The sequence below is a fragment of the Streptomyces sp. 11x1 genome (assembly GCF_032598905.1).
Taxonomy (GTDB): Bacteria; Actinomycetota; Actinomycetes; order Streptomycetales; family Streptomycetaceae; genus Streptomyces.
Map to the genome: position 1 here is coordinate 3,179,963 of NZ_CP122458.1, position 20,865 is coordinate 3,200,827.

Annotated in this window: 6 protein-coding genes and 4 pseudogenes; 2 read left to right on the top strand and 8 right to left on the bottom strand. The window is 66.7% G+C overall.

Annotated elements, in window-relative coordinates:
• Positions 1 to 781 precede the first annotated feature (781 nt).
• The 7 genes and pseudogenes from P8T65_RS13695 to P8T65_RS13725 form a co-directional block, all read right to left on the bottom strand.
• A pseudogene (locus P8T65_RS13695) lies at positions 782 to 1,246 on the bottom strand (transposase); the annotation flags it as partial.
• Between the two features lie 7 nt (positions 1,247 to 1,253).
• Positions 1,254 to 3,316 (bottom strand): annotated as a pseudogene (locus tag P8T65_RS13700) (ISAzo13 family transposase).
• Between the two features lie 46 nt (positions 3,317 to 3,362).
• Positions 3,363 to 4,137: pseudogene (locus tag P8T65_RS13705) on the bottom strand (IS256 family transposase); the annotation flags it as partial.
• A 301-nt stretch (positions 4,138 to 4,438) separates the two neighbouring features.
• On the bottom strand, positions 4,439 to 4,831 hold the full coding sequence (locus P8T65_RS13710; RefSeq protein WP_316725694.1) for a hypothetical protein: 393 nt from the start codon (positions 4,829 to 4,831) through the stop codon (positions 4,439 to 4,441).
• 118 nt (positions 4,832 to 4,949) lie between these two features.
• A complete protein-coding gene (locus P8T65_RS13715; protein WP_316725695.1) occupies positions 4,950 to 5,276 on the bottom strand; it encodes a hypothetical protein in 327 nt (108 codons plus the stop codon).
• 16 nt (positions 5,277 to 5,292) lie between these two features.
• Complete coding sequence (locus P8T65_RS13720; RefSeq protein WP_316725696.1) at positions 5,293 to 12,138, bottom strand: polymorphic toxin-type HINT domain-containing protein; 6,846 nt, start codon at positions 12,136 to 12,138, stop codon at positions 5,293 to 5,295.
• Positions 12,139 to 12,306: 168 nt separating this feature from the next.
• Positions 12,307 to 15,906, bottom strand: a complete 3,600-nt coding sequence (locus P8T65_RS13725; RefSeq protein ID WP_316725697.1) for a LamG-like jellyroll fold domain-containing protein — start codon at positions 15,904 to 15,906, stop codon at positions 12,307 to 12,309.
• Between the two features lie 260 nt (positions 15,907 to 16,166).
• On the opposite strand from P8T65_RS13725, the pseudogene P8T65_RS13730 reads away from it, so the two are divergent.
• Both P8T65_RS13730 and P8T65_RS13735 read left to right on the top strand, forming a co-directional pair.
• Positions 16,167 to 17,484 (top strand): annotated as a pseudogene (locus P8T65_RS13730) (IS1380 family transposase).
• A gap of 456 nt (positions 17,485 to 17,940) precedes the next feature.
• Entirely contained in the window at positions 17,941 to 19,050 is a 1,110-nt protein-coding gene (locus P8T65_RS13735; protein WP_316725698.1) for an IS1634 family transposase, read from the top strand.
• Positions 19,051 to 19,117: 67 nt separating this feature from the next.
• Here the strand turns inward: P8T65_RS13735 and P8T65_RS13740 are convergent, their stop codons facing one another.
• Positions 19,118 to 20,380 carry an IS701 family transposase gene (locus P8T65_RS13740; RefSeq protein WP_198655123.1) on the bottom strand — a complete coding sequence of 421 codons (1,263 nt, stop codon included), beginning with the start codon at positions 20,378 to 20,380 and terminating at the stop codon, positions 19,118 to 19,120.
• Positions 20,381 to 20,865: the final 485 nt, after the last annotated feature.

The window sequence follows — 20,865 nt, forward strand, 5'->3', positions numbered from 1 at the left end:
TCTCATGCGGCAACCGCGAGGCTGACCGGGGAGCCATCCGCACGACGTCTGCACGCCTGGCCACCAAATGGCCACCAGCTCGAACTGGACGGGGCCGGGGAGATCGACAGCCATGAACAAATGCCGAGGTCACAGCCCTGCGATACGCAACCGCCACTGGCCGTCAACTCCAGACCTACGCATTGCGATGCACAGACCGCCCGTGCCCGATTAGCCCGAATTCCAAGGTCAACTAAAACAAGAAACCCCAGGTCAGAGGCCCGACCCGGGGTTCACCCTGGAGCCGCCTTCGGGATTCGAACCCGAGACCTACGCATTACGAGACCGTGAGGGTTCGTGTTGCGTGGCGCCCGGTCGTGCTGCTGAGTGACGTTCTGCCTGATCAGAGCATGTGCGGCGGGCTGGTCGGTGCTGCCTCTTTATACGTCGTCCAAAGGCGTCCGGCCACCGGCTGGCCACCGAGACGAGCACCGCGGGTGGCAGGAACCGGTCACCCAGATTGTCGGCCTCCCACAGCCTCTCCTGTCGGCGTCGCCGAGACAGCATCGTCGTCGTGCGAGGGTACCGATAGTCGCAAGGAAAACATCACGCTCAAGCGGGGCGCCGGTGTCATTTTGTGCTGGTGGACGTATCCCTTCCCGACCAACTGTGCACAGTTGGTCGGGAGTCCTGCACTGCTGCGCGAGCAGTGATCCGAACGCTGAATCTCTCCGCGTCGCCTGAGCCGATCACGGGACAGCAGGAAGTCGCCTTTGGGCCAGTGCCCCTACTCGCCTACCGGTCATGTCCCCTGTAGTGGTGTAAGCGTGCCGGGTTGATCTTTAGCGGGATAGGTCTTGTCCATGCTGCCTTCGGGGAGGTAGCGGCGGGGGAAGGCGATCCATTCGTCGTGCTCGATGAGGACGGCGGTGGTGAGGCGTTCGAGGGCGTCGGGGTTGGGGAAGATCTGGACGACGTCGACGCGGCGCTTGGTCTCCCGGTTGACCCGTTCCAGGGGGTTGGTCGACTGGATCTTCTTCCAATGTCGTTCGGGGAAGTCCGCGAAGGCGGTCAGGTCGACCTTGGCCTCCAGGAGCATCGCTTTGGCCTTGGGGAACTGTCGTCCGAGCATGTCGGCGACGGTGTCGAGCTGGGTGCGGACGGCCTCGGCGGTGGGCTGGGCGAAGACCGTGCGGATCGTCGCGGCCACCATCTCCGCGGCGTCCTTGGGGATCACCGCGAAGACGTTGCGCAGGAAATGGACCCGTAAAGAATCAACTCGGCTGTTTTGTCGTCGAGATGGAGGCGAGCAGGGATTCGGCGGTGTGGTGCTTGACCGGGGCCGGTGGCAGGTGGAACCCATCCGCATCGAGGAGGGGGCGGACGTCGCGGAAGGCGTTGCCGATGGTGCTCCGGTTCACTCGGAACAGCTCGGCCAGTACTTCGCCAGTGCAGACGCGACGGTGGAACAGGACGGTTGCCAGGACACGCTCCGGGTCGGTGATCTTCTGGGCGAACACGCCACCGCGCGTGCCCGGTTGACGAGGTCTGCCGCGCTGGGTGTGACGGCGCCCCTCGACGAGGGCGGCCTGACGGGGTGCGAGGCGTTCGATGAGTTTCTGCAGGTCCGTGCGGCTCATCCCGGTCAGGGTCGGCTCGCAGAGCTCTTCGGGCACAGACGCACGGCTTCGGGCAGGAAGGGCCCCGGTGCTGAGGAACCCGATCAGTTGGTCCGGCTCGGTGAACAGCAGTGTTGTCGGTTCCACCTTGACCTTGTGACCGTCCAGGAGGCGACGGGTTTCCGTGATCACCGGGCTGATGACCCGGTCGGTGACCTCCAGCATCTCTGCCAGGACGCGTTGGGGACAGACCTGACGCAGGTATAGGAGGGGCAGCAGGATGCGGTCGCGGCCGGTGAAGAGGGGCTTACCGTGGTCGGCGGCCGCCTTGCGACGCGGTCCGCCCCGCTGCTGGAAGCAACGCCGCTCCCGCTCCGCCTCCTGGGCGGGGGCGAGCTGAGCCGTCACATCGTCGAGTTCGGTGGCGCTCATCCCGGTCAGGCGGGGGTCGTCCAGCAGGTCCAGGACTCTTCTGCGTCCCGGCACCGTTGCAGTCGGCCCGCTTCCCGGCGGTGGCGGCTCCGCGGTGGTCAGGGGAGCGGGGTGGAGCGCGTAGTTCCAGCTGCCGCGAGCCTTGTGGGGTTCCAGGGGCAGGGCCTTCATACGGGCCTTGCTGATGGCGACGCCGAGCGGGTAGGAGCGGGTGTCGAGCTCAGCCTGGACACGCAGCCCGCTGCGGGTGGTGGTGGAGGCGATCGCGTTCACGATGACTTCGTGGCTGGTCAGCGGCCTACCGCGCCAGTTCATGGTGATGTGGGAGAAGAGCCGGTGCTCGATCTTGTTCCACTTCGAGGTGCCGGGCGGAAAGTGGCAGACCGTGATCGCCAGCCCCGTTTCGGCGGCGAGCGCGGCAAGTTCCGCTTTCCAGGCGCGGTGATCAGCAGCCGGGTGGCGGCCGGGTAGTCGAGCTGACCGCGGGCCTGCCACCAGCGGCGGATCGTGGCCACGGCGAAGGCAGAGGTGTTGTGATCGACTCCGACGCTGACCCATCCGGTGTCAGCGGCCAGGTCGTAGACACCGTAGGGGATCGCAGTCTCGCCCTTCGGCCCGGTGAAGAAGCTGTGGTCCTCGACCTGGACCGGCTCGCCCTTGGGCCGCCACTCGCGTCCAGTGTTCGGCAGCTGCCCGAGCATCTCCTTCTTCTTGGCGTCGACACTGATCACCGGCTCGCCCGCGGCCTGGAACTGCTTGACCTGATCGTTGATGTAGTGGAACTGCACGTCCCGATCCGGATGCTGGTCTCCTTCCAGCGTCTTGGCGTTCGCCTGCAGGCTGAAGCCGTTCTCCCGCAGAAGCTGGCCGACGGTCACCGGCGAGACACGGTGCCCTCGCCTCGTGAGCTCCGCCGCAAGACGCCGCAGCGACTTCGTCGTCCAGCGCAGCGGCGACATCGGATCGCCGCGCTCATCCGGCTCGACCAGGCTCAACAGGGCGGGCAGCAGCCCCGGATCCAGCTCGGTCGCGGTCTTGCGCCCGCCGCCCGGCCTACGGATCCGACCTTCCGCCAGCAACTCGCCGCCCGCCTCCAACTCGAAGACGCCCTTGCGTACGGTGCTCTCGCTCGCCCCGGCGATCCTGGCCACGGCCCGCACCCCGCCGTGGCCCAGCAATCTCGCCTCAGTCGCCAGCGCGAGTCGACGCTGCCGCTCGTTCAGGTGGGGCAGCAACACCTCGAACCGAACGGCGAGTTGAGCCAGCACCGCGTCCTTGATCGCCATACCAGGTCAACGAGACCGGGCTCAGGAAGCAACACCTTGTTCGCGTACGGGTCCAATGAACGCGACAGCGCTGGTAGGCGGCGCCGAGCATGACCTTGCGGACGGCCTTGACCAGGCCTGAGTGGTGGTCGGCGATGACCAGGCGGACCCCGGTCAGGCCGCGTTCGCGCAGCGAGCGCAGGAACTCGGACCAGAACACCTCGGTCTCGCTGTCGCCGACCATCAGACCGAGGACCTCGCGTCCGCCGTCCTCGGTGATGCCGGTGGCGACGACCACGGCTTGGGAGACGATCTGGTGGTTGACCCGGGCCTTGCAGTAGGTGGCGTCCAGGTAGATGTAGGGGAAGCGGGTGTGGTCCAGGGGGCGGGTGCGGGACACGCTCAGCTCCGTGTCGAGGTCGCCGCAGATCCTGGAGACTTCGCTCTTGGAGATGCCGGTGTCGCCGCCGAGGGCCTTGACCAGGTCGTCCACGCTGCGGGTGGAGACGCCCTGGACGTATGCCTCCATGATGACGGCGTAGAGGGCCTGGTCGATGCGGCGCCGGCGTTCCAGCAGCGACGGGAAGAACGACCCGGTGCGGACCTTGGGGATCGCGAGGTCCAGGTCCCCGGCCCGTGGTCAGTACTTTCTCCCGGTGCCCGTTGCGCATCGTGGTGCGTGTCTCGGTGTGCTCGCCGGGCTCGGCGCCGATGTGGGCGGTGGCTTCGGCTTCGATGAGTTCCTGCCGGATCCTCTGGGCCAGGGCCCTGATCAACTCGATTCCGTCCGCCGTACGCAGTGACTCCATCTGGCGGAGTAAGTCATGCTGGGACAAGGCCATCGCGTCACCTCTCGTTTCAACGAGCTTCGCTACTCGGAGAGTTGCGCGATGGCCGCCTCATGACCAGGGGCTATGCAGAGATCGCTGCTACACCACTCGGCGGGACACCATCCGCCTGCCTGGGTGCACGACCCCTGCACGGTGGCATTGGCGCTGCCGGCCGTGACACCTCGGGGGTTTCCGGTGTTGCAAGGCTGAGCGGAACGGTACGTCAGCTCGCGGGTATCGACTTTTTCTTTTTCGCTGGAGAGACCGCAGCCCCACCGGTCATCCGATGGGGCTGCCCGCTCACAAGCGTGCGTCATCCGTCCTGTCGATCGAATCTCGCGTAGAGATCACGATCTCTCCATGAGTCGGAGAAAGCGTCCAACATGGCCCCATAGAGGCGAAGGTTGCTGACATTCCGCCGGGGGTCGGAAATCCTCGCTGTGACCGCCTCCTTAACTGCCTGCCATCTCAGTTCATGCATGCTGAATGAGATCAGCTCGACGGCACCGTCCCCCAGCGAATCGATCACTGAGACGAGCACTTCCTCGAATGCCCCCCTGGAGCCGGGATTCGACTTCAAGACATCGAGCGCGCGTTCGAGATCCCGCTCGACGGACTCGACTCCGCACGATTCCTCGGCGGCGTCTCGAATGCCCTGCACGATTCCTCTGAGCTCGGCGACTGGGTCAACGGTGATGATCCCCAAGGGGCGTTCATCACCATCTGCGGCTTTTCGTAGCGCTGCTGGTGATTGCGCCGCAAGAGTTTCCCCGCACTGAAGGGTTGAGGGCCCGCCGGGCTGTCCCGGCGGACCCTCAACCCTCTCAACCTGAACGCCCCACCTCGAGAAACTGCCGGTATACGAGGCTCAGTAGCGCCGCATACGCGTGCTGTGAACGGGCGATGGCCCGGTCGTCGTCCGATGCCGCCTCACTGATGCGGTCGATTCGCTGCATCAACTCTTGAAGCGTCGCAAGAACGTCGACCGGCGCTGGCTTGAAGACACCGCGTTCCACGTAGCGGATCACCGTCGTCACATACTCGTCGGCTTCCGCTAGATCGCTGCGCGCCAGAATCAGGTCGCTACTCAATCCACTCCGAGGGAAAGGGAGGCTACGCCAAAGAGCGTAGGCGTCCATGAAACTGAGCATCACGCGCTCCTCCCGCCTAGTGGGCATCGTCGTACCAGAAGGAAACAACTCGCCCGTCAGGCCCGACTATCCCGCCCATACCCCCGTCTGGATTTGAGTACTTAACGCCCCATTTTCCGTCATCGAACGGCATCCTCTTTGCATTGTATCCCTTCTTCCCTCCCGGTTCGGACAGTTTCGCCGCCCAGTCCTTTGAATCCTGCAAGTACTTTTCGGGCGAGACGTCCAATGACTTGCCGTGCTTCTCCCAGTGGTACTGGAAACTTCCTCTCGGATTCTCAAAAGTTCCCTCATGCCAGGCATCATCAACCCCGACCGGGCACCGCTCCGCGTTGTGCACCAATACAGGCGTCTCGCCCGCCAGCACATAATAGGTGTGCAGGTCATCGACGGTGAGGTTGTACGTGCGGACGTTGTCCTCGTACGCGCGGTTCGCGGTGACGACGACGGTGTCACCCTTGTCAGTGAGCAAACTCATGCCCGACGCGAGGTCACCGGCATCGAACCAGTCCTGCTCCGACGGAGACCAAAACGGGTGCTCGTATGTCGCCGTCAGCTTCTCGACGCCGTCCTCGGTAGCGATGGACAGCTCGTTGAAGTGCTTGTCGTCCTCGGTGATGATGAGGTGCGTTACCTTGCGGAAACCCGTCTCGCCCGTCTCCGGATCGGTCGCCAGAACTTCGTCGCCGACCTCGACGTCCTCGATGTCCTTGGTGGAGCCGTCAGCCATCTGGATGCCCGTACCAGCGAGGAAGCACTTGGTGCAGCCGCTGCCCTCCTTCTCTCTTCTCCTTTCTCTGTCCTTGGATTGCTTCCGCAGCTGCTTCTTGAAGAGCTGCTTCAGGGCGAACTTTCCGATACCGAAACCACCGGCGAACACCGACCCGACATCCATGACGGTCTTCGTCCCCTGATACACGTCAGAGTCAGGATCGGCGCCGAACCCCTCAACCAGCTCCTGATAGCTGTCCTGGGTACCACCGCAGTCCGGGTTTGTGCCGCTCCAGCACCAGGGCTCGGTGGCGAACTCGGCCACATCCGCGCTCTCGGCGAAGAAATCTCCGATGCCTCCCGCAACGTCTTTCCAGCTACCCACAGATCTGGGATCCGCCGGTTCGACGTTGCCGCAGATTCTGGGCGGCATGCACGAACTGCTGCCTGATGACGCGTAGTTGGCGCTTCCTCCGGTGGTCATACCACCCGAACTGGATGAGCCCGACTGGCTCATGAGGACGGCTTGGGCCGCAGCGATGGCCTTTCCGACCTGGCGGGCCAGGAAAAGCAGGATGGCGGAGGCACGGAATTTACCGTCGGGGTCGGCGAAGGTGACCGGGTTGTTGCTGCTGTAGGAGTAGCCGTTGACCTGTTGGGGGTCGGTGAGGTCGATGACCGGGTCCACGCTGACGAAGCGCCCGGTGGACGGGTCGTACTCGCGTGCTCCGAGGTGGGTGAGGCCGGTCGGCTCCTTGGTGCCACCGACGAAGCCCCGTTCGCCCACCCACGCCTTGGCGGCCTGGCCCCGGTCTTCGCCGAACGGCTTCATCTGGCGCCGGGTGACGGCCTGGGTGGCGGCGTCCACCTGCACGCTCGCTGTGCCGTTGTGGTCAGCGGCGGTCCAGGTCAGCCCTGCCGTCGTGCGCACCGCCACGGTCTGCCCGCTGTGGCTGTAGTAGCGGGTGGCCTCGACCTTGGCGCTCGCCTTGTCCAGCCTCAGTTCGGTTTCGCCCAGGTAGAGCGTGGTGCCGGTGGTGTCCCGGCGGATCAGCCTGTTGCCGTCGGCGTCGTTCAGGTACTCCGTCGCCGTCTTGTCCGCCTCGGTGACTCTCTCGAGGCTGCCCTCGGCATTGAAGTCGAGGTCCTGCGGCTTTCCACCCAGCGTCCGCATGTCGGTGTTGCCGGCCAAGTCGTAGGTGTAGCTGGTCGTACCGGTGACCGTGCCGTCCGTGTTCTTGGTCTCGGTGGAGGCCAGGGCGTGCGGGCGGGGCTGATCGGGCGTCTTATAGGTGTACGAGGTGGTGGCGTCGGCCAGGTGGTCGGTCGCCGTCTTGCGGTTGCCCGCGCTGTCGTAGGTGAACGACTGCCAGTACGGACCCGGGCCGCCGACGTTCGTCTTGGCGGGTGCGGTGGCGCAGTCGGCCGTCGTCGTCCAGGCCGTCTTCAGACGGCGGTGGCCGTCGAAGGTGAAGCACTGCCGGTCGCTGGGGCTGGTGGCCTTGTCCTCGACCTCGATCGGGTTGCCGGCCGTGTCGTAGCGGTAGTGGACGTCGGAATCCGTGCCGGTGTGGGTCTCGGAGACCACGCTCTGGCGCGCGAGGCGCTTGGTGCCGGTCTCGTAGCTGCGGTTGATCTCCGTCCAGTCCGCGAGCGGCGAGACGCCGAGGGTGGTGCGGATCTGCTCACCGGCAGGCAGGTAGTCGGTGTTCTGGACGATGCCCGTCAGGCCCTGGAGGGTGTCGGGCATGCGCTGCTCGGTGTAGCCGTACGTCAACACCTCCTGCGCGAGGCCGCCCATCGCGGGGATGGTCCGCTTCTGCAGCGTGCCGTCGAGGTTGTAGGCGTTGGCGATGGTCCAGGTTCCGTTGGATCCGGCCAGGGCTCCTTCGGTCTTGCTGATCGTGTACTGCTCGTTGAGGACCTGGTAGGTCTTGCTGTACTTGGCGTTGGTCTGGGCGTAGACGCTGCCGCCCTTGCCGCCGACGTATTTGATCGCCGACGTCAACTCGCCCTTGGCGATGGAGTCGTAGGTCCAGCGCGCCAGGTACTTGGAGTCCTCGGGGGCAGGCTGGCCGTTGACCACGGGAATCTTGCCGTCGAGTCGGCCGGTCGGGCGGCCGAGTACGTCATACGTGAGGCCGATCGACTTGCCGCGTGCGTCGGTCGTGGAGACGACCTGGTCGAGATCGTTGAACTCGGACGAGCTTCCACCGGCGTCGGGGTCCGTGGTGCTGTCCCTGCGGCCCAGGAAGTCGTATCCGTACGCCCAGGTGTTGCCATCGTCGTCCTTGACGCTGGTCAACCGGTCGGCGTGGTCGTATCCGTAGGTGAACCGGGCGAACTTGGTGCTCACGGCGTTGCCGTCGTACTCCAGCTTTTCGACCGTGCGACCTCGGGCGTCGACCTTCTCCCGGATGGCCGAGGCCCCCGCCGGGGGCTCTACGAGCGTGGAGTCGCCGTCATGGGTGTGCTTGGTCCGTGAGAACTCCTTGCCGTTGGCGAGGACCTTTTCGATCGTCACCCTCCCGGCGCCGTCGATCACCGTTTCCGTACCTGCCGGCGCTGCGGTGAGCAGTGTGGCGAGCTTGCCGGAGGGCGTGGTGGTGTCGACGTAGTCGGTCGACGTTTCGACAGTCAGACCACGGGTGTCGTACTTGGTCTCCGTGATGATCCGTCCGGCGCCGGACGCGGCGGGTGCTTGTGTCTGGCGCAGCCTGAGCAGTGCGTCGTAGATCTCGTAGGTGGTCTGGTAGGTGGTGCCGTCGTTGTTCAGGGACTTGGTCGCCACCCACGAGGCGGCCGTGTTCTGCAGTTTGTACTCGAACTTGTAGCTGGCCGTCTGGCCGGCGGCGCGGTCCCGGTTGGCGAGCCACACATCGGTGAGCTGCCCGAAGCTGTCGTACGCCAGTTCTGTGCGGTTGCCGTTGGGGTCGGTGGTCGAGGTACGCACTCCCCAGTCAGGGGCGATCTCGTTGGTGGTGGCGTGGTTGAGCGCGTTGGTCTCGACGGTCTTGGTGAGCGGTCCTCCGGCGGCCGGGGTGTACTCGATGTGCGAGACCCGGGTGCCTCTGGTGTCGTAGGAGTCCGTCACACGGCCGAGCGCGTCGTACTTGGTGGTGTTGACGGTCTGGAGTTTGGCCGTGGAACCGTCGTAGCCGGTCACCCTCTCGACCCGGGTCACATCGCCCTTCGTGGGCGACTTCCCCCAGTTCTGGTCGTCGTACGACGTCCGCACATCCGAGATCACGTCTGTTGTCTTCGGATCCCCGGTCCGCTTCGGGGTCGCGGCACAGCCGGTGGACACCTTCTCCACCCGCTTGGGCAGGGTGAGAATCCACGCCGCGGTGTTGGTGGCGTACTCCGTGACGGTGCAGTCCTTCTCGCCCGCCGCGTCCGTCTCCACCTTCAGCGGCAGGCCGCTGGTCGGGTCGTACGTCGTCGTCTTGGCCGTCGTCGCCTCTCCGCCGCCCGACAGCGCGGTGCGGGAGACCGAGGTCTCGGTGCGGACCATGTACGCGTTGACCGTGCCGTAGGAGTGCTTGTCCGTGGCGGTGGTGCGGGACCAGGGCGTGTTGACGGTCGCGGAGACCTCGGGACCATTCGCGCCGTTGTAGGTGATCTGTTCGCGCAGCTGGCCCGCGAACTGCTCCGCGTCCGTCTTCACCACGCCCTTGGAGTCGGTGACCGTCTCCTTGCGGGTGGTGCCGTCGGACTGCTTGTCGCCGTCCATGCCCCGGTAGTAGAGGGATATGGACTTCGACTGGGTGCTGGAAGGTTCACCGGAGGTCGTGGTCACCTTCTGGTAGCCGCGCCAGATACCCCAGGTGCGGTATTTGGCCTGGGTGATGGGCGACTCGTCGTCGTACGCCCACGCACCGCCACCGCTGTAGGTGTAGTCCGTCTGCTTCAGCGGGGCGTCGCCGGTCGGGTCTGACTCGGTGACCTGAGTGACGACGTACTTGTGAAAGAAGTCCGTGCGCGGCTTGGGGTCGGTGCCCGGCGTCGGGTTGGACGGCGGGATCCACTTGACCGGATAGCACCGCCGGGTGTTGGCGTCCAGCTTGGAGGGGACGTCGCTGCCGGCGACGCAGTCCTCCTTGGAGTAGTTCACCGTCAGCTTCGAGCCCGTCTCCGAAGTGACCGTACGGACTCGCCACTTGATGAACGGGGCGACGTCGTCGCCGGTGCGGTCGACACGGTTGTGCAGCTGGATGCCGCTGAAGGTGACCGCGGGCAGGGAGGCGTCGGTGCCCGCCTTGCCGGTGCGCTTGATGGAGTCCAGCCACAGGCCGGCATCCGAGCCGTCGCCCGGGTCGGGGAAGGTCTGCCCCAGGTGCCAGGCGTTGACCGCCCGGTAGTCGCTCTCGGCGCTGCCGGAGCCGTCGTGCACCTGGGTGGTGACGTCGGTCAGGCGCTTGCGGGTGAAGAACGCCGGGCTGGGCTGGTCGGTGCAGGGCTTGCCGGCGGCGCAGATCTGGTCGAACGGGACGTCCGGCCAGGCGTTGCGATTAGACGAGGTCAGCGAGCCGCAGCTCTCGCCGCCGGAGACCGGCAGGCAGCGTTCGGCGACGGTGAACTTCACGCGGGCCGCGGCGGGCTGGGTGGTGGAGAAGATCGTGTCGGTGCGCTGGCCGTAGTCGATGCGCTTGAGCCAGCCGTTGCGCACGTACTCGGTGCCGTTGCCGGTGGTGCCGTTCTTGGCGTAGTGGTTGAGCTCCTTGTCGTACCAGTACGTCATGACGTTGCCGTGGGGGTCCACGACGTAGTCGAGGTTCCACCGCCAGGCCTGTGTCTTGGCGCGGCCGGAGAAGGAGTCGCCGGAGGAGTACCCGGGCTCGCCGGAGTCGTCGCCGAAGACCGGGAGCGTCCACACCGAGTTGGTCTCCGGCTTGCCCGAACTCCAGCCGGGCAGCCGGTTCTTGCCGAAGACGTACTGGGTGCCGTCGGTCGAGGTGACCGTCCAGAACTCACCCTTGTCGCCGTTCTCCCCGGTGTCACCGTCGTCGCCGTTGACGGCGCCGGTGTCGTGGACGATCCGCTCGCCGTCGTCGCTCTTGGGCCGCCACTTGCCGCCCTCCTTCACCAGGGGCGTCGACTTGCCGTTGAGGACGAGGGAGGCGTTGTCCTCCTTCCAGCACTGGTCGTACTTCTTGTCCTGGCCGTCGTCCTCACAACTGCCGTACGCCCGCTCGACGTACGAGGTCGACAGGTCGAAGCCCTCGCCGATCCAGGACGACTGCGCGCTGGTGGAGGAGGTGCGGCCGTCCACGCTCTGCGCGGAGTAGCCGATGGACAGGTTGGGCGCCGGGCCGGCCGGGGCCGGCGGAGTCTCCAGCGGATAGTTCCAGGTGAAGTCGCCGTTGGAACCGCCGGCCGACCAGGTGGAGGAGGCCGCCAGCGGGGTGGCCTCGTAGGTGCCCTGGTCCGAGCCGGCCGCGGCGGACAGGGCCATGACCATGGCGGCGGGCTTGGCGGCCATCGCGGTCCGGGTCTTCGTACCGGCCGTGGTCGCCTTCGGCGTGGTGATCTGCGCGGTGACCGTCTCGGCCTCGCCGTCGTTCTCCGAAGCCACCGGAGTGGTCCTGCGGCACTCCGCCTTCTCCGGCGTGCCCAGAGCACACGCGGGGAGCTGGACGAGACGCAGCCGGGAGGACCAGTTGCCGCTGTAGGCATCGGCGAAGGAGCTGTAGTCGATCGTCGCGCCGAGGCTCGCGGCACTGGTGTCGCCGTCGGCGCGGGCGACCGTGAAGACCACGCCGTCGATGCCGAGCCTATCGGTGGTCTTCCGGTCGAGGACGCGGACCCTGGCCTCGTCGGGGGCCTCAGAGGACTTCGCGACCCCAGCAGCCTTGTCGCTGGGCTGGGCGAGCGCGATGGGCAGCCCGGCGGCCTTGACCGACTTCTTGCTGTTCTCCGGCGGCAGATCGACCGTCACCGCCGACGCTCCCGGCCATGTCACCTTCGCGCGAGCCTTGGCGAGCGTCCTGCGGGCAGCGGCCTCCGTCGGGTCCTTGACCTTGGTGACCTTCGGGTCGAAGAGCTCGGCCTTGCCGTACTTGGCCTTCTGCAGGGCGGTGTGATCGCGATCCGCCGCGGCTGCCTGCGCCGGTGCGGCACTCAGCAGACCAGCGACGACCGCTGATGACAAAGGCAGGACAACTGCGGCCAGACGACGTCGGCCCGCTCTGCTCCATGCCCATCTTTTGGGCAGCAGTGAGCTGTTCCTGGACAACACTTGGGGGGTGCTCCTGGATTCTGAGTTGTGAGGGCGTACCGGGCCCGTGGCCCGGTACGCCACCGGAGAAGAAGGGAGGGGTTATTCGACGGGCACAGGCGGCTCGTCAACCGTCGCGAGCTGCGTGATCTCGTCGTCGGACAGGACACCGGCGTACACGCGTAGGTCGTCGAGCTGGCCGGGCAGGGCGTTGCCCCACTCTCCGTTGTCGTGACGACGTGCGCCGCCGACCATCAGAGGGCCTGTGGGCTGGAAGGCTTCCTCGCTCAGGACGCCGTCTTCGTCGCCCTGTCGTTGTCCGGACACATAGAGATGGATGGACTTGTTCACCGCGTCGAAGACGGCGGCGACGTGCACCCAGCCACCGGGCGAGTTGACCTCGTCCGAGACAGCCGCGACGGCGGGGCCGCCCAGGACGTCCGTCTCGTACCGGCCGAAGTTCCAGTCACCGATGGACTGGCCCGCCTCCTGGCGGTACCAGAGGCGGAACGAGTTCCGCTCGGCGCCCGGGTGCGAGAAGACGCTCGGGGAATGCGCGACGGTGGTGTCGTCGAGCTTCGACTGGGTGGCCAGGTTGACCCAGCCGGCCAGACTGAAGCTGCCGGACTCGTCCAGTGCGACGGTGGAGGTGGCCCTGCCCAGTTTCTCGGCGTCCAGTTCCAGGACGTTGCCGTGGGCCGGATCCTCGGTCGCGGCGAAGGCTGCGCCCGTCTGGAGTTGGAGCGGGTTGCCGCGGCCGGTGGCGTCCGCCGCCGTGGTGCCGGATGCCTCGTCGAAGCCCCAGTTGGCGAGAAGCGCGGGCTCTGTCCTGCCGGTCGCCGGGTTCAGTGTGTTGGCGATCGACCACATCTCGTTCTCGAAGACCACACGGTTCCAGACCTGGACCTGGTCGAGGTCGCCCTCGAACCAGGACGAGTACGTACCCGATCCCTTCATGCGGCCGACTTCGAAGGAGCCCTTCGCCGCCCACGGTGTGGTGAACTCGGTGGTCGCCTGGAGCTGTCCGTTGACGTAGAAGCGGATCTGCTTCTTGTTGTGGTCGTACACACCCATCAGATGGGTCCACGCGCCCACGACCGGCGGCTTCTTGGCCACCGCGCGGACGATCGTCGGATTGTCGGTGTCGGCCGAGTACCGGTTGAAGATCCAGCGGTCGTACGACTGCGAGTAGTAGATCTGGAAGGTTCCCACCCGGGTCCCGCTCTGTGCTGCCACGGTGGAGATGTGATCCTTCGCGGTCAGCCGAGCCCAGGCGGACACGGTGAAGCTGTTGGTGGTGTCCAGAACCGATGCGGTGGTGGAGCCCGCAGTGTTCGTGCCGTTGGCTCGCAGCCCGACACCGAGCCGGGCCTTGTCCGTCCAGGACGCCGAGGTCAGCGCCAGCGGCCGGTTCTTGCCTGAACTGTCCGCAGCAGTGGCCCCGCTGCCGTCGTCCAGCTTCCAGCTCGCCACGGGATCAGAGCCCTTTGCCACCTTGAACAGGTAGTCATAGTGGGCGCTCGGGTTCCCCGCCCCGTCGTAGGTCTGCACCCGCAAGGTGTTGGTCAGCCGCTTGTCGGGCGCTGCCTCGATCTCGTACGTCGAGGTGTTGGCCGTGAACGTCTTACTGCCGAGCTTCGCCCCGTTGAGCCACCAGTCGTAACGGCGCACGTCGCTGGCACCCGCGTCGATCTTGAAGCCGGCGGTCATGCCGACGCTGCCCAGCTCCGGGTCGGCGGCCTCACAGACCGTGCCACCGCATTCCTTGTACACGGTCGAGGACACCTTCGGTACTGGCGGCCCCTTGGAGTCCACCTTGAAGTAGCAGTAGCTCGACCAGGGCCCGAACAGGGAGTGGGTGTCGCCCTTCCACGTGTACCTGTACTCGGTACGGGCGCGGAACTTGTAGGTGACAGCCTGGTCCAAGGCCGCCGTAACCACGGTTCCGGCCGTGCCGCTGTCCGTCCACGTGGACGGCTTGAGCGAGGTCTTCGTGGTGCTGCTACCTCTGTACAGCTCGAAGTTGGGGCGAAGTGAGGAGTTGGAGGCGTCGCTTGATGTCGGTGTCGCGGTCAGTCGCGGAGTGGTGTCCCGAATCTGTGCCGGAGCGGAAGAAGCAGAACAGGAGACCTTGGGATCGGACATCTTCACCGACGAGGGCTTGCTGCTCGGCGGAGTCACGTACGTGATCGACAGCCGGGGCTTGCGGGAGGACGTGGCGTCAGGGTCCAGCGGAGACAGGAACTGCTTCCACGCGATCGGATCACCCTCGTCGGCCCGCAGTCCAAGCGTGGTGAGAGTGTCCTTCGCCTTCGCGGTGTGCGCGACGGCAGCCGTGGCGTCGAACTCGATGTCCCCGTCCGGGCAGTCGGAGGAGTGGCCCTTGGCAGCGGAGACCGTGTCGACCTTCGCAAGCCACTTCGGCGGCTTATTCCACGTCGTCGAGGAGAAGATCTGGCTCGTGCGATAGAGGTCGACGTCATGCTTCACACAGTTCGCCGACCAGATCGCGTACGGCGTGAAGGTCGCGTTCACGATCTTCTTGCCGGCCACCCTGCGGGTGTCGAACTGGAAGAGTGAGCGCGACTTCTTGTTGTCCACGAACGCGTCATAGCCCACGCCGAGCGCGTGCTTGGTCTTCCAGAGGCTGGTGCCTGGCGAGTTGGACCACAGCGCTGTCCACCCTGTCAGGGTCGCTTTGACCGCCGGAGGATCGAGAACGACAGGGTATGAAGTCGCGCTGCTGGCAAGGAAGTCCTGATCCGGAACGATGGAGAGGGCGTCGTTGGTGACGTCTGTTTCCATGACAGCCGTACGGGACTGGGGACTCGTGCCGAGAGTGTCGGCTGCAGTCTCCGCGGCGAACGCGGAACCCGTGGAGGTGCTCTGCGCCGCGCTGCCGGCCTTCGCAGTGGTCGTGCCTGCGTCCCACATAAGAGCCGACCCACTGGAGATCACGGCATGTCCCGAGCCATCCACAAAGGTGGCCGCGCCGGAGTCGTCCGTGCGCACGGACAGCCCCTTGGCCTCGACCGGGAAACTCACCTTCTGCAAGGCAGAGTTGGCTGCGGCCTCGCGGGTGTGGACCACCAAGTGGTATGTAAATCCGTCCGGGTGGGCCTGCACGGCGAGGTCCACGTCGGGGAGCACCGACCGGTACACGGCCGACGACCCGTCGACCTCCGGTTTCGGGAGCGCCCACGGCGACGACACCGCGTACTCCTTGTCGGCCGTCACCATCCGGGCCAGCGGTTCGCCGGTGCCGCCGCTGGAGAAACGGATGTCCTCGGCTGCGCGCGGTGCGAGGCCGCCGTCCGGCCGTGTGACGAGCGTGGTGTCGACATCCGTCCACTTACCGGCCTTCAGGACCCGCTCGGGCGAAGCCGCCGTTTCGGCGGTGAATGTCCCGTCGGGATTGGCTACCACCCGGCTGGTCGGCGACGTCAACTCGCCGATCTCAACGCTTTTGCCGGAGGCGACCGCCTTCTCAGAAGCGCGTTGCTCGGGCGTGGCGGCCGGAAGCGCGTCATCCTCCCAGAACTCCTTGCCCCGTGCCCCCTCGTCAGCCGGAGTACTGGAACCCCCCGTGTCCGTGTCCGCCGCTTGGACCGGGACGGCCTGTATACCGCCCGCTAGTACCAGCACGGCCGAGGCGACGGTCATCGCCCCGCGCACGGCTCTGTTGCGACTGGTTGGTCGCACCTTCCCCCCTGCGTTCTTTATTTTTTGATTATTTGTTGAACGAAGGGAGGGTAACTGGTGGAGGGATCTTTACCAAGAGTGCTCAGCCCGAATCCACCGGCTGATGTTCGAGCGGAGCTGGCCCTGGAACGAAGAGATGCCTTGTGACCTGCGATGATGGGCTTGTCTAGGGTCCACAATCGCAAGAGCAGCAAGGCATCTCGTAAATGTAATCCTCTCACGCCCCAACCAGCGTCTCCGCCGCGTTCGATGAGCCGAACCTGATCGCCGACGCCGGGCTGCTGCCGCTGGTCCGTCTTGCCGAACGGGCCGGCCTGCCCGACCTGGCCGCCGCGATACGGATCGAGGGCGCCGGCAACAGCGGCGGCGCCCATCCGGCGGCGAAGGTGATGTCGCTGCTGGGGGCGATGTGCGCGGGGGCGGACAGCATCGATGACGCCGACCGGTTGCGGCACGGCGCGATGGACCGGGCTTTCGGCGGGGTCCGGGCCCCGTCCACGCTGGGCACCTTCCTGCGCTCCTTCACCCACGGCCACAACCGCCAACTCCACCGTGTGCACCGCGACTTCCTGGTATCCCTGGCCCGGTGCACGCCGCTGCTGCCCGGGGCCGGGCAGGTGATGTTCATCGACATCGACCCCACCCACCGCCGCGTGTACGGCCAGGCCAAGCAGGGCGCTGAGGTCGGCCGCCTCAAGGGACAGCGCACCCTGCACCCGATCCTGGCCACCTTCTCCACCCCGATCGCCCGGCCCGTCATCGGCGCGGTCCGCCTGCGCCGCGGCAAGGCCGCCGACGTCCGTGGCCCTCGCGATCGCGAAGGAGACCGGCGGGAGGGGGATTCGCCTGGTGCGCGCGGACAGCAAGTTCTACACCGCCGACGTGGCCGCGGCCTGCCGCCGCTCCGGCGCCCACTTCTCGCTGACCACCGGCATGAACCCCTCCATCGCCGCGGCGATCGCCCGCATCGATCAGGACGCGTGGGTTCCGATCCGCTACCCGGATGCCTTCGTCGACCCCGACACCGGCGAGATGGTCTCCGACGCCGAGGTCGCCGAGACCGCATACACCGCCTTCACCGGCCGGAAGAAGTCCGAGCAGGTCACCGCCCGGCTGATCGTGCGCCGGGTGCGGCGGCTGAACGCCGACGTGGCCCAGGGGCAGGGCGAGTTGTTCACCGCCTGGCGCTACCACCCGGTCTTCACCGACAGCCCCTTCGCCATACTGGAGGCCGAACTCGACCACCGCCGGCATGCTGTGGTGGAGCAGGCGATCGCGGACGGAAAAGCGGGCCCGCTCGCCCATATGCCCTCGGGGAACTTCCAGGCCAACGCGGCCTGGCTCACGCTGTGGGCGATGTCCCACAATCTCCTGCGGGCCGCCGGAGCCCTGGCCTCGCGCTTCCACGCCAGGGCCACCACCGCCACCCTGCGCTCCCACCTGGTCCACGTCCCCGCACGGCTGGCCCGCACCGCCCGCACCCAGCTAACGGTCCACCTACCCAAGCACTGGCCCTGGCGTGAGGCATGGCTGAGCCTGCTCGACGCCGTCCGCCTCCGGCCACCCACCATGGGCTGACCAGCCCGCGCCCTCCGCACCCAACGGCCCACCGGCCCCCGGGCGACACCGCCACCGCCCCAGCCCCGATCCGAAAGACACCGGACAGGCCGTGACCCGCGCGCGGCGGGTGCCTCACACCCACACAGCCGTGCCCCGCACGGCCAACCGGCCTCGGCGAAGGACTGGATCCGGAAAGGATCAGCCGGTGGATTCGGGCTCAGTGACGGTCATCTCACACTCCGCTTACGGCGCGCCGCCTGGCAACGAGCCACCACTCACCCCGGGCACCCCTCCTATCGTGGAGACCGTGACCTGCGTTCCGCGTAATTCGGGGGTTCTGGAGTCCCTGCCGGGCTGGAGGTGCAGGTCAGTGGGCTGGAGGCTGGTGACGCGGGCAGATTCGCCTAGAGACGCGATTCTGCGGATTCGCCTGCGCTGACCTGGAGTTGCTCCGTAGGGTCTGGAGTCGTGTATGTGAAGACGACGAAGCGGGAGAACAAGTCCGGCACGGTCCGGTACCTGCACCTGGCCCACAACGAGTGGGATCCGGTAAAGGGCCGGGCGGTCCCGAAGGTGCTGTTCACGTTCGGCCGTGAGGACGACCTCGACCGGGACGCGGTGAGGCGCCTGGTCGCGTCTCTATCGAGGCTGCTGGAGCCGGGTGAGGCACTGGCGTCGACGGCGGCGGGTGACCTGGAGTTCGTCTCGTCGGTCCCGTTCGGCGGCACCTATGTCCTCGATCATCTCTGGCGGCGGCTGAGGATCGACAGGATCGTCGGGCAGGTCGGGCAGCCCAAACGGGGCCGGCGCCGGGACATGTCGATGACCGAGCGGGTGCTGTTCTCCCTGGTTGCGAACCGGGCCCTGGCTCCGTCGTCCAAGCTGGCCGCCGCGGACTGGGTCACGCACGACGTGCATGTCGAGGGCCTGCCGGCCATCGACGACGACGCCTGCTACCGGGCGATGGACTGGCTCCACGAGGTGACCGACGACCTGGAGAAGCGGGTGTTCGACGAGGTCGCGAACCTCCTCAACCTCGAGGTCGACCTGCTGTTCTTCGACGCCACCAGCACCTACTTCGAACTGGAGGAAGCCGACGGACCCGTCGCCCGCGACGACAAGGGCCGCCTCCTGAGGGACGGCCGCCCACCCGCTGAAGAGGACGGCGAGAGCGCGGATCAGGCCGGATTCCGTGCCTTCGGCAAGTCGAAGGACTCCCGCGACGACCTGCCGCAGATCGTGATCGGGATGGCCGTCACGAGGGACGGGATCCCGGTCCGCGTCTGGTCCTGGCCCGGCAACACCGGTGACAGCAAGCTGATCCGGCAGGTCAAGGACGACATGCGGGACTGGACCCTCAGCAAGATCGTGTGGGTCACCGACCGGGGATTCTCCAGCGAACGCAACCGCCGCTACCTCCGCCAGGGCGACAACGCCTACATCGTCGGCGAGAAACTCCGCTCAGGCAGCCCGGAGGTGAAGGCCGCCCTGTCCCGCCAGGGCCGCTATGGCGAGATCGCCCAGAACATGCAGCGCCTAGTAGTGCTTGGTCAGGTCGGTATCGGTTCTGGCATGTTGCGGTGACAGGTGGGGCAGGCGCCGGTCCAGACCGCGAGGAGTAGCTGCAGTTCGCGGGCGACCTGGTAGAGGCTCAGGCCGGCGCCGTCTCTTTTGGGGACCGGGTGATGCGCTGAAGGGTGCAAAAGGCGTGTGCGACGGAGACGAGGGTGACGTGGTGGTGCCAGCCTCGCCAGGTGCGGCCTTCGAAGTGGGCCAGGCCCAGGGTCTGCTTCATCTCGCGGTAGTCGTGCTCGATGCGCCAGCGTAGTTTCGCGGTGCGCACGAGGGTGGCCAGCGCCGTGTCGGCGGGAAGGTTGGACAGCCAGAACTGGACGGGTTCGGGCTGGTCGGCGGGCCATTCGGCCAGCAGCCAGCAGACGGGCAGTTCCGGGCCGTCGCAGGCTTTGCGGATCTCGCGTCCGGCGGGCCGCACGCGCAGGGCCACGAAGCGGGAGTACATGCGCTTGACGCCGCTGCGGCCGCTGCCCGGGCGGGAGCCTTCCCGCCACTGCACCGGCCGGGCTGTCTGCTTGCCGGCCTCGATGACCAGCTTCTTCACCGTCCTGGCCGCCTCGGGATAAACCGGCTGGGGCCGAGGGCCGCGACCGCCGTAGGGCGGGGTATGCGGCCGTGCCGTTTCCGGGTGGGCGGTGGTCGTGGTGGAGATGCCGACCGCGTAGCCGAGCCCGCGTTCTTCCAGGCCCAGCCGGAAGGCTGCGGTATCGCCGTAACCGCCGTCGGCGACGACGATCGGGACGTCGATGCCCCACGACCTGGTCTCGTCGATCATGTCCAGGGCCAGCTGCCACTTCTCGACGTGTCCGACGTCGGTGGGGATGCCGCACGTGGTGCGGCGGGCCACCTTGCCCGGATCGGCCTTGGACGAGGCGGGATCCCAGCTCTCGGGCAGGAACAGACGCCAGTCGACAGCAGCCGACGCGTCGTCGGAGGCCAGGTGCAGGGACACCCCGGCCTGACAGTTGGTGACCTTGCCCGCGGTGCCGGTGTACTGCCGGGCCACACACGCCGAGGCGTCCCCGTCCTTGAGGAAGCCTGTGTCATCCACGATCAGCGCGGTCGGCTTGACCACCTGCTGCATCCGCCAGGCCAGGCGGGCGCGGACATGCGCCGCGTCCCACGGGCTGGTGGTGATGAAGTTCGCCAGGGCCTGCCGGTTGCCGTCCTCGCCCAGGCGGGCGGCCATCGGTTCCACCGACTTGCGCCGCCCGTCCAGCAGCAGGCCCCGCAGATAGACCGTTCCCCACCGGCGTTGATCCGCCCGCGCGAACGGCTCGAACATCTCTGCCGCGAAGTCCTCCAGATCACACCGGACCGCGGCAAGCTCCCCACCCATCACAACAGGTCAACGGAACAAGCGATCAAACGGACACGCCACCGGCGAGTGAACCTGACCAAGCACTACTAGAGAAACGCCTCTCAGGCGCCCTCACCCATGTCCGCGCAGGTCAAACCCCAGATTCGTGACTCTAGGACGCTGAATTACGCGGAACGCAGGCGTGACCGGCGGGATAGTTGGGGGCATGGCATCCAGGAAGCGCATCTACGACGCCGAGTTCTGCTAGGGCGCGGTATGGAATCGCGGCGGAGACCGGTAACCCGAACCCGGAAGTGACTGAGGATCTGGGCATCCACCCGAGGACGTTGTGCAGTTGGGTGCCGCAGACGCGCGCAACGGGTCGCGTCGTAGGACTGGCCGACGGCCGAGCCGGCGAGGGCAAGCTGAGCTTGGCGACGGTCATCGACCTGTCCTCCTCCCGTCACGTGCTCGGCTACGCGATGACGGCCCGTCATGCGCCGACCTGGCCATCACGCCCCTGA

Coding starts and splice junctions, on each gene's coding strand:
- P8T65_RS13715 (WP_316725695.1), bottom strand. CDS start 5,276: ATGCTCAGTTTCATGGACGCCTACGCTCTTTGGCGTAGCCTCCCTTTC.
- P8T65_RS13740 (WP_198655123.1), bottom strand. CDS start 20,380: ATGGGTGGGGAGCTTGCCGCGGTCCGGTGTGATCTGGAGGACTTCGCG.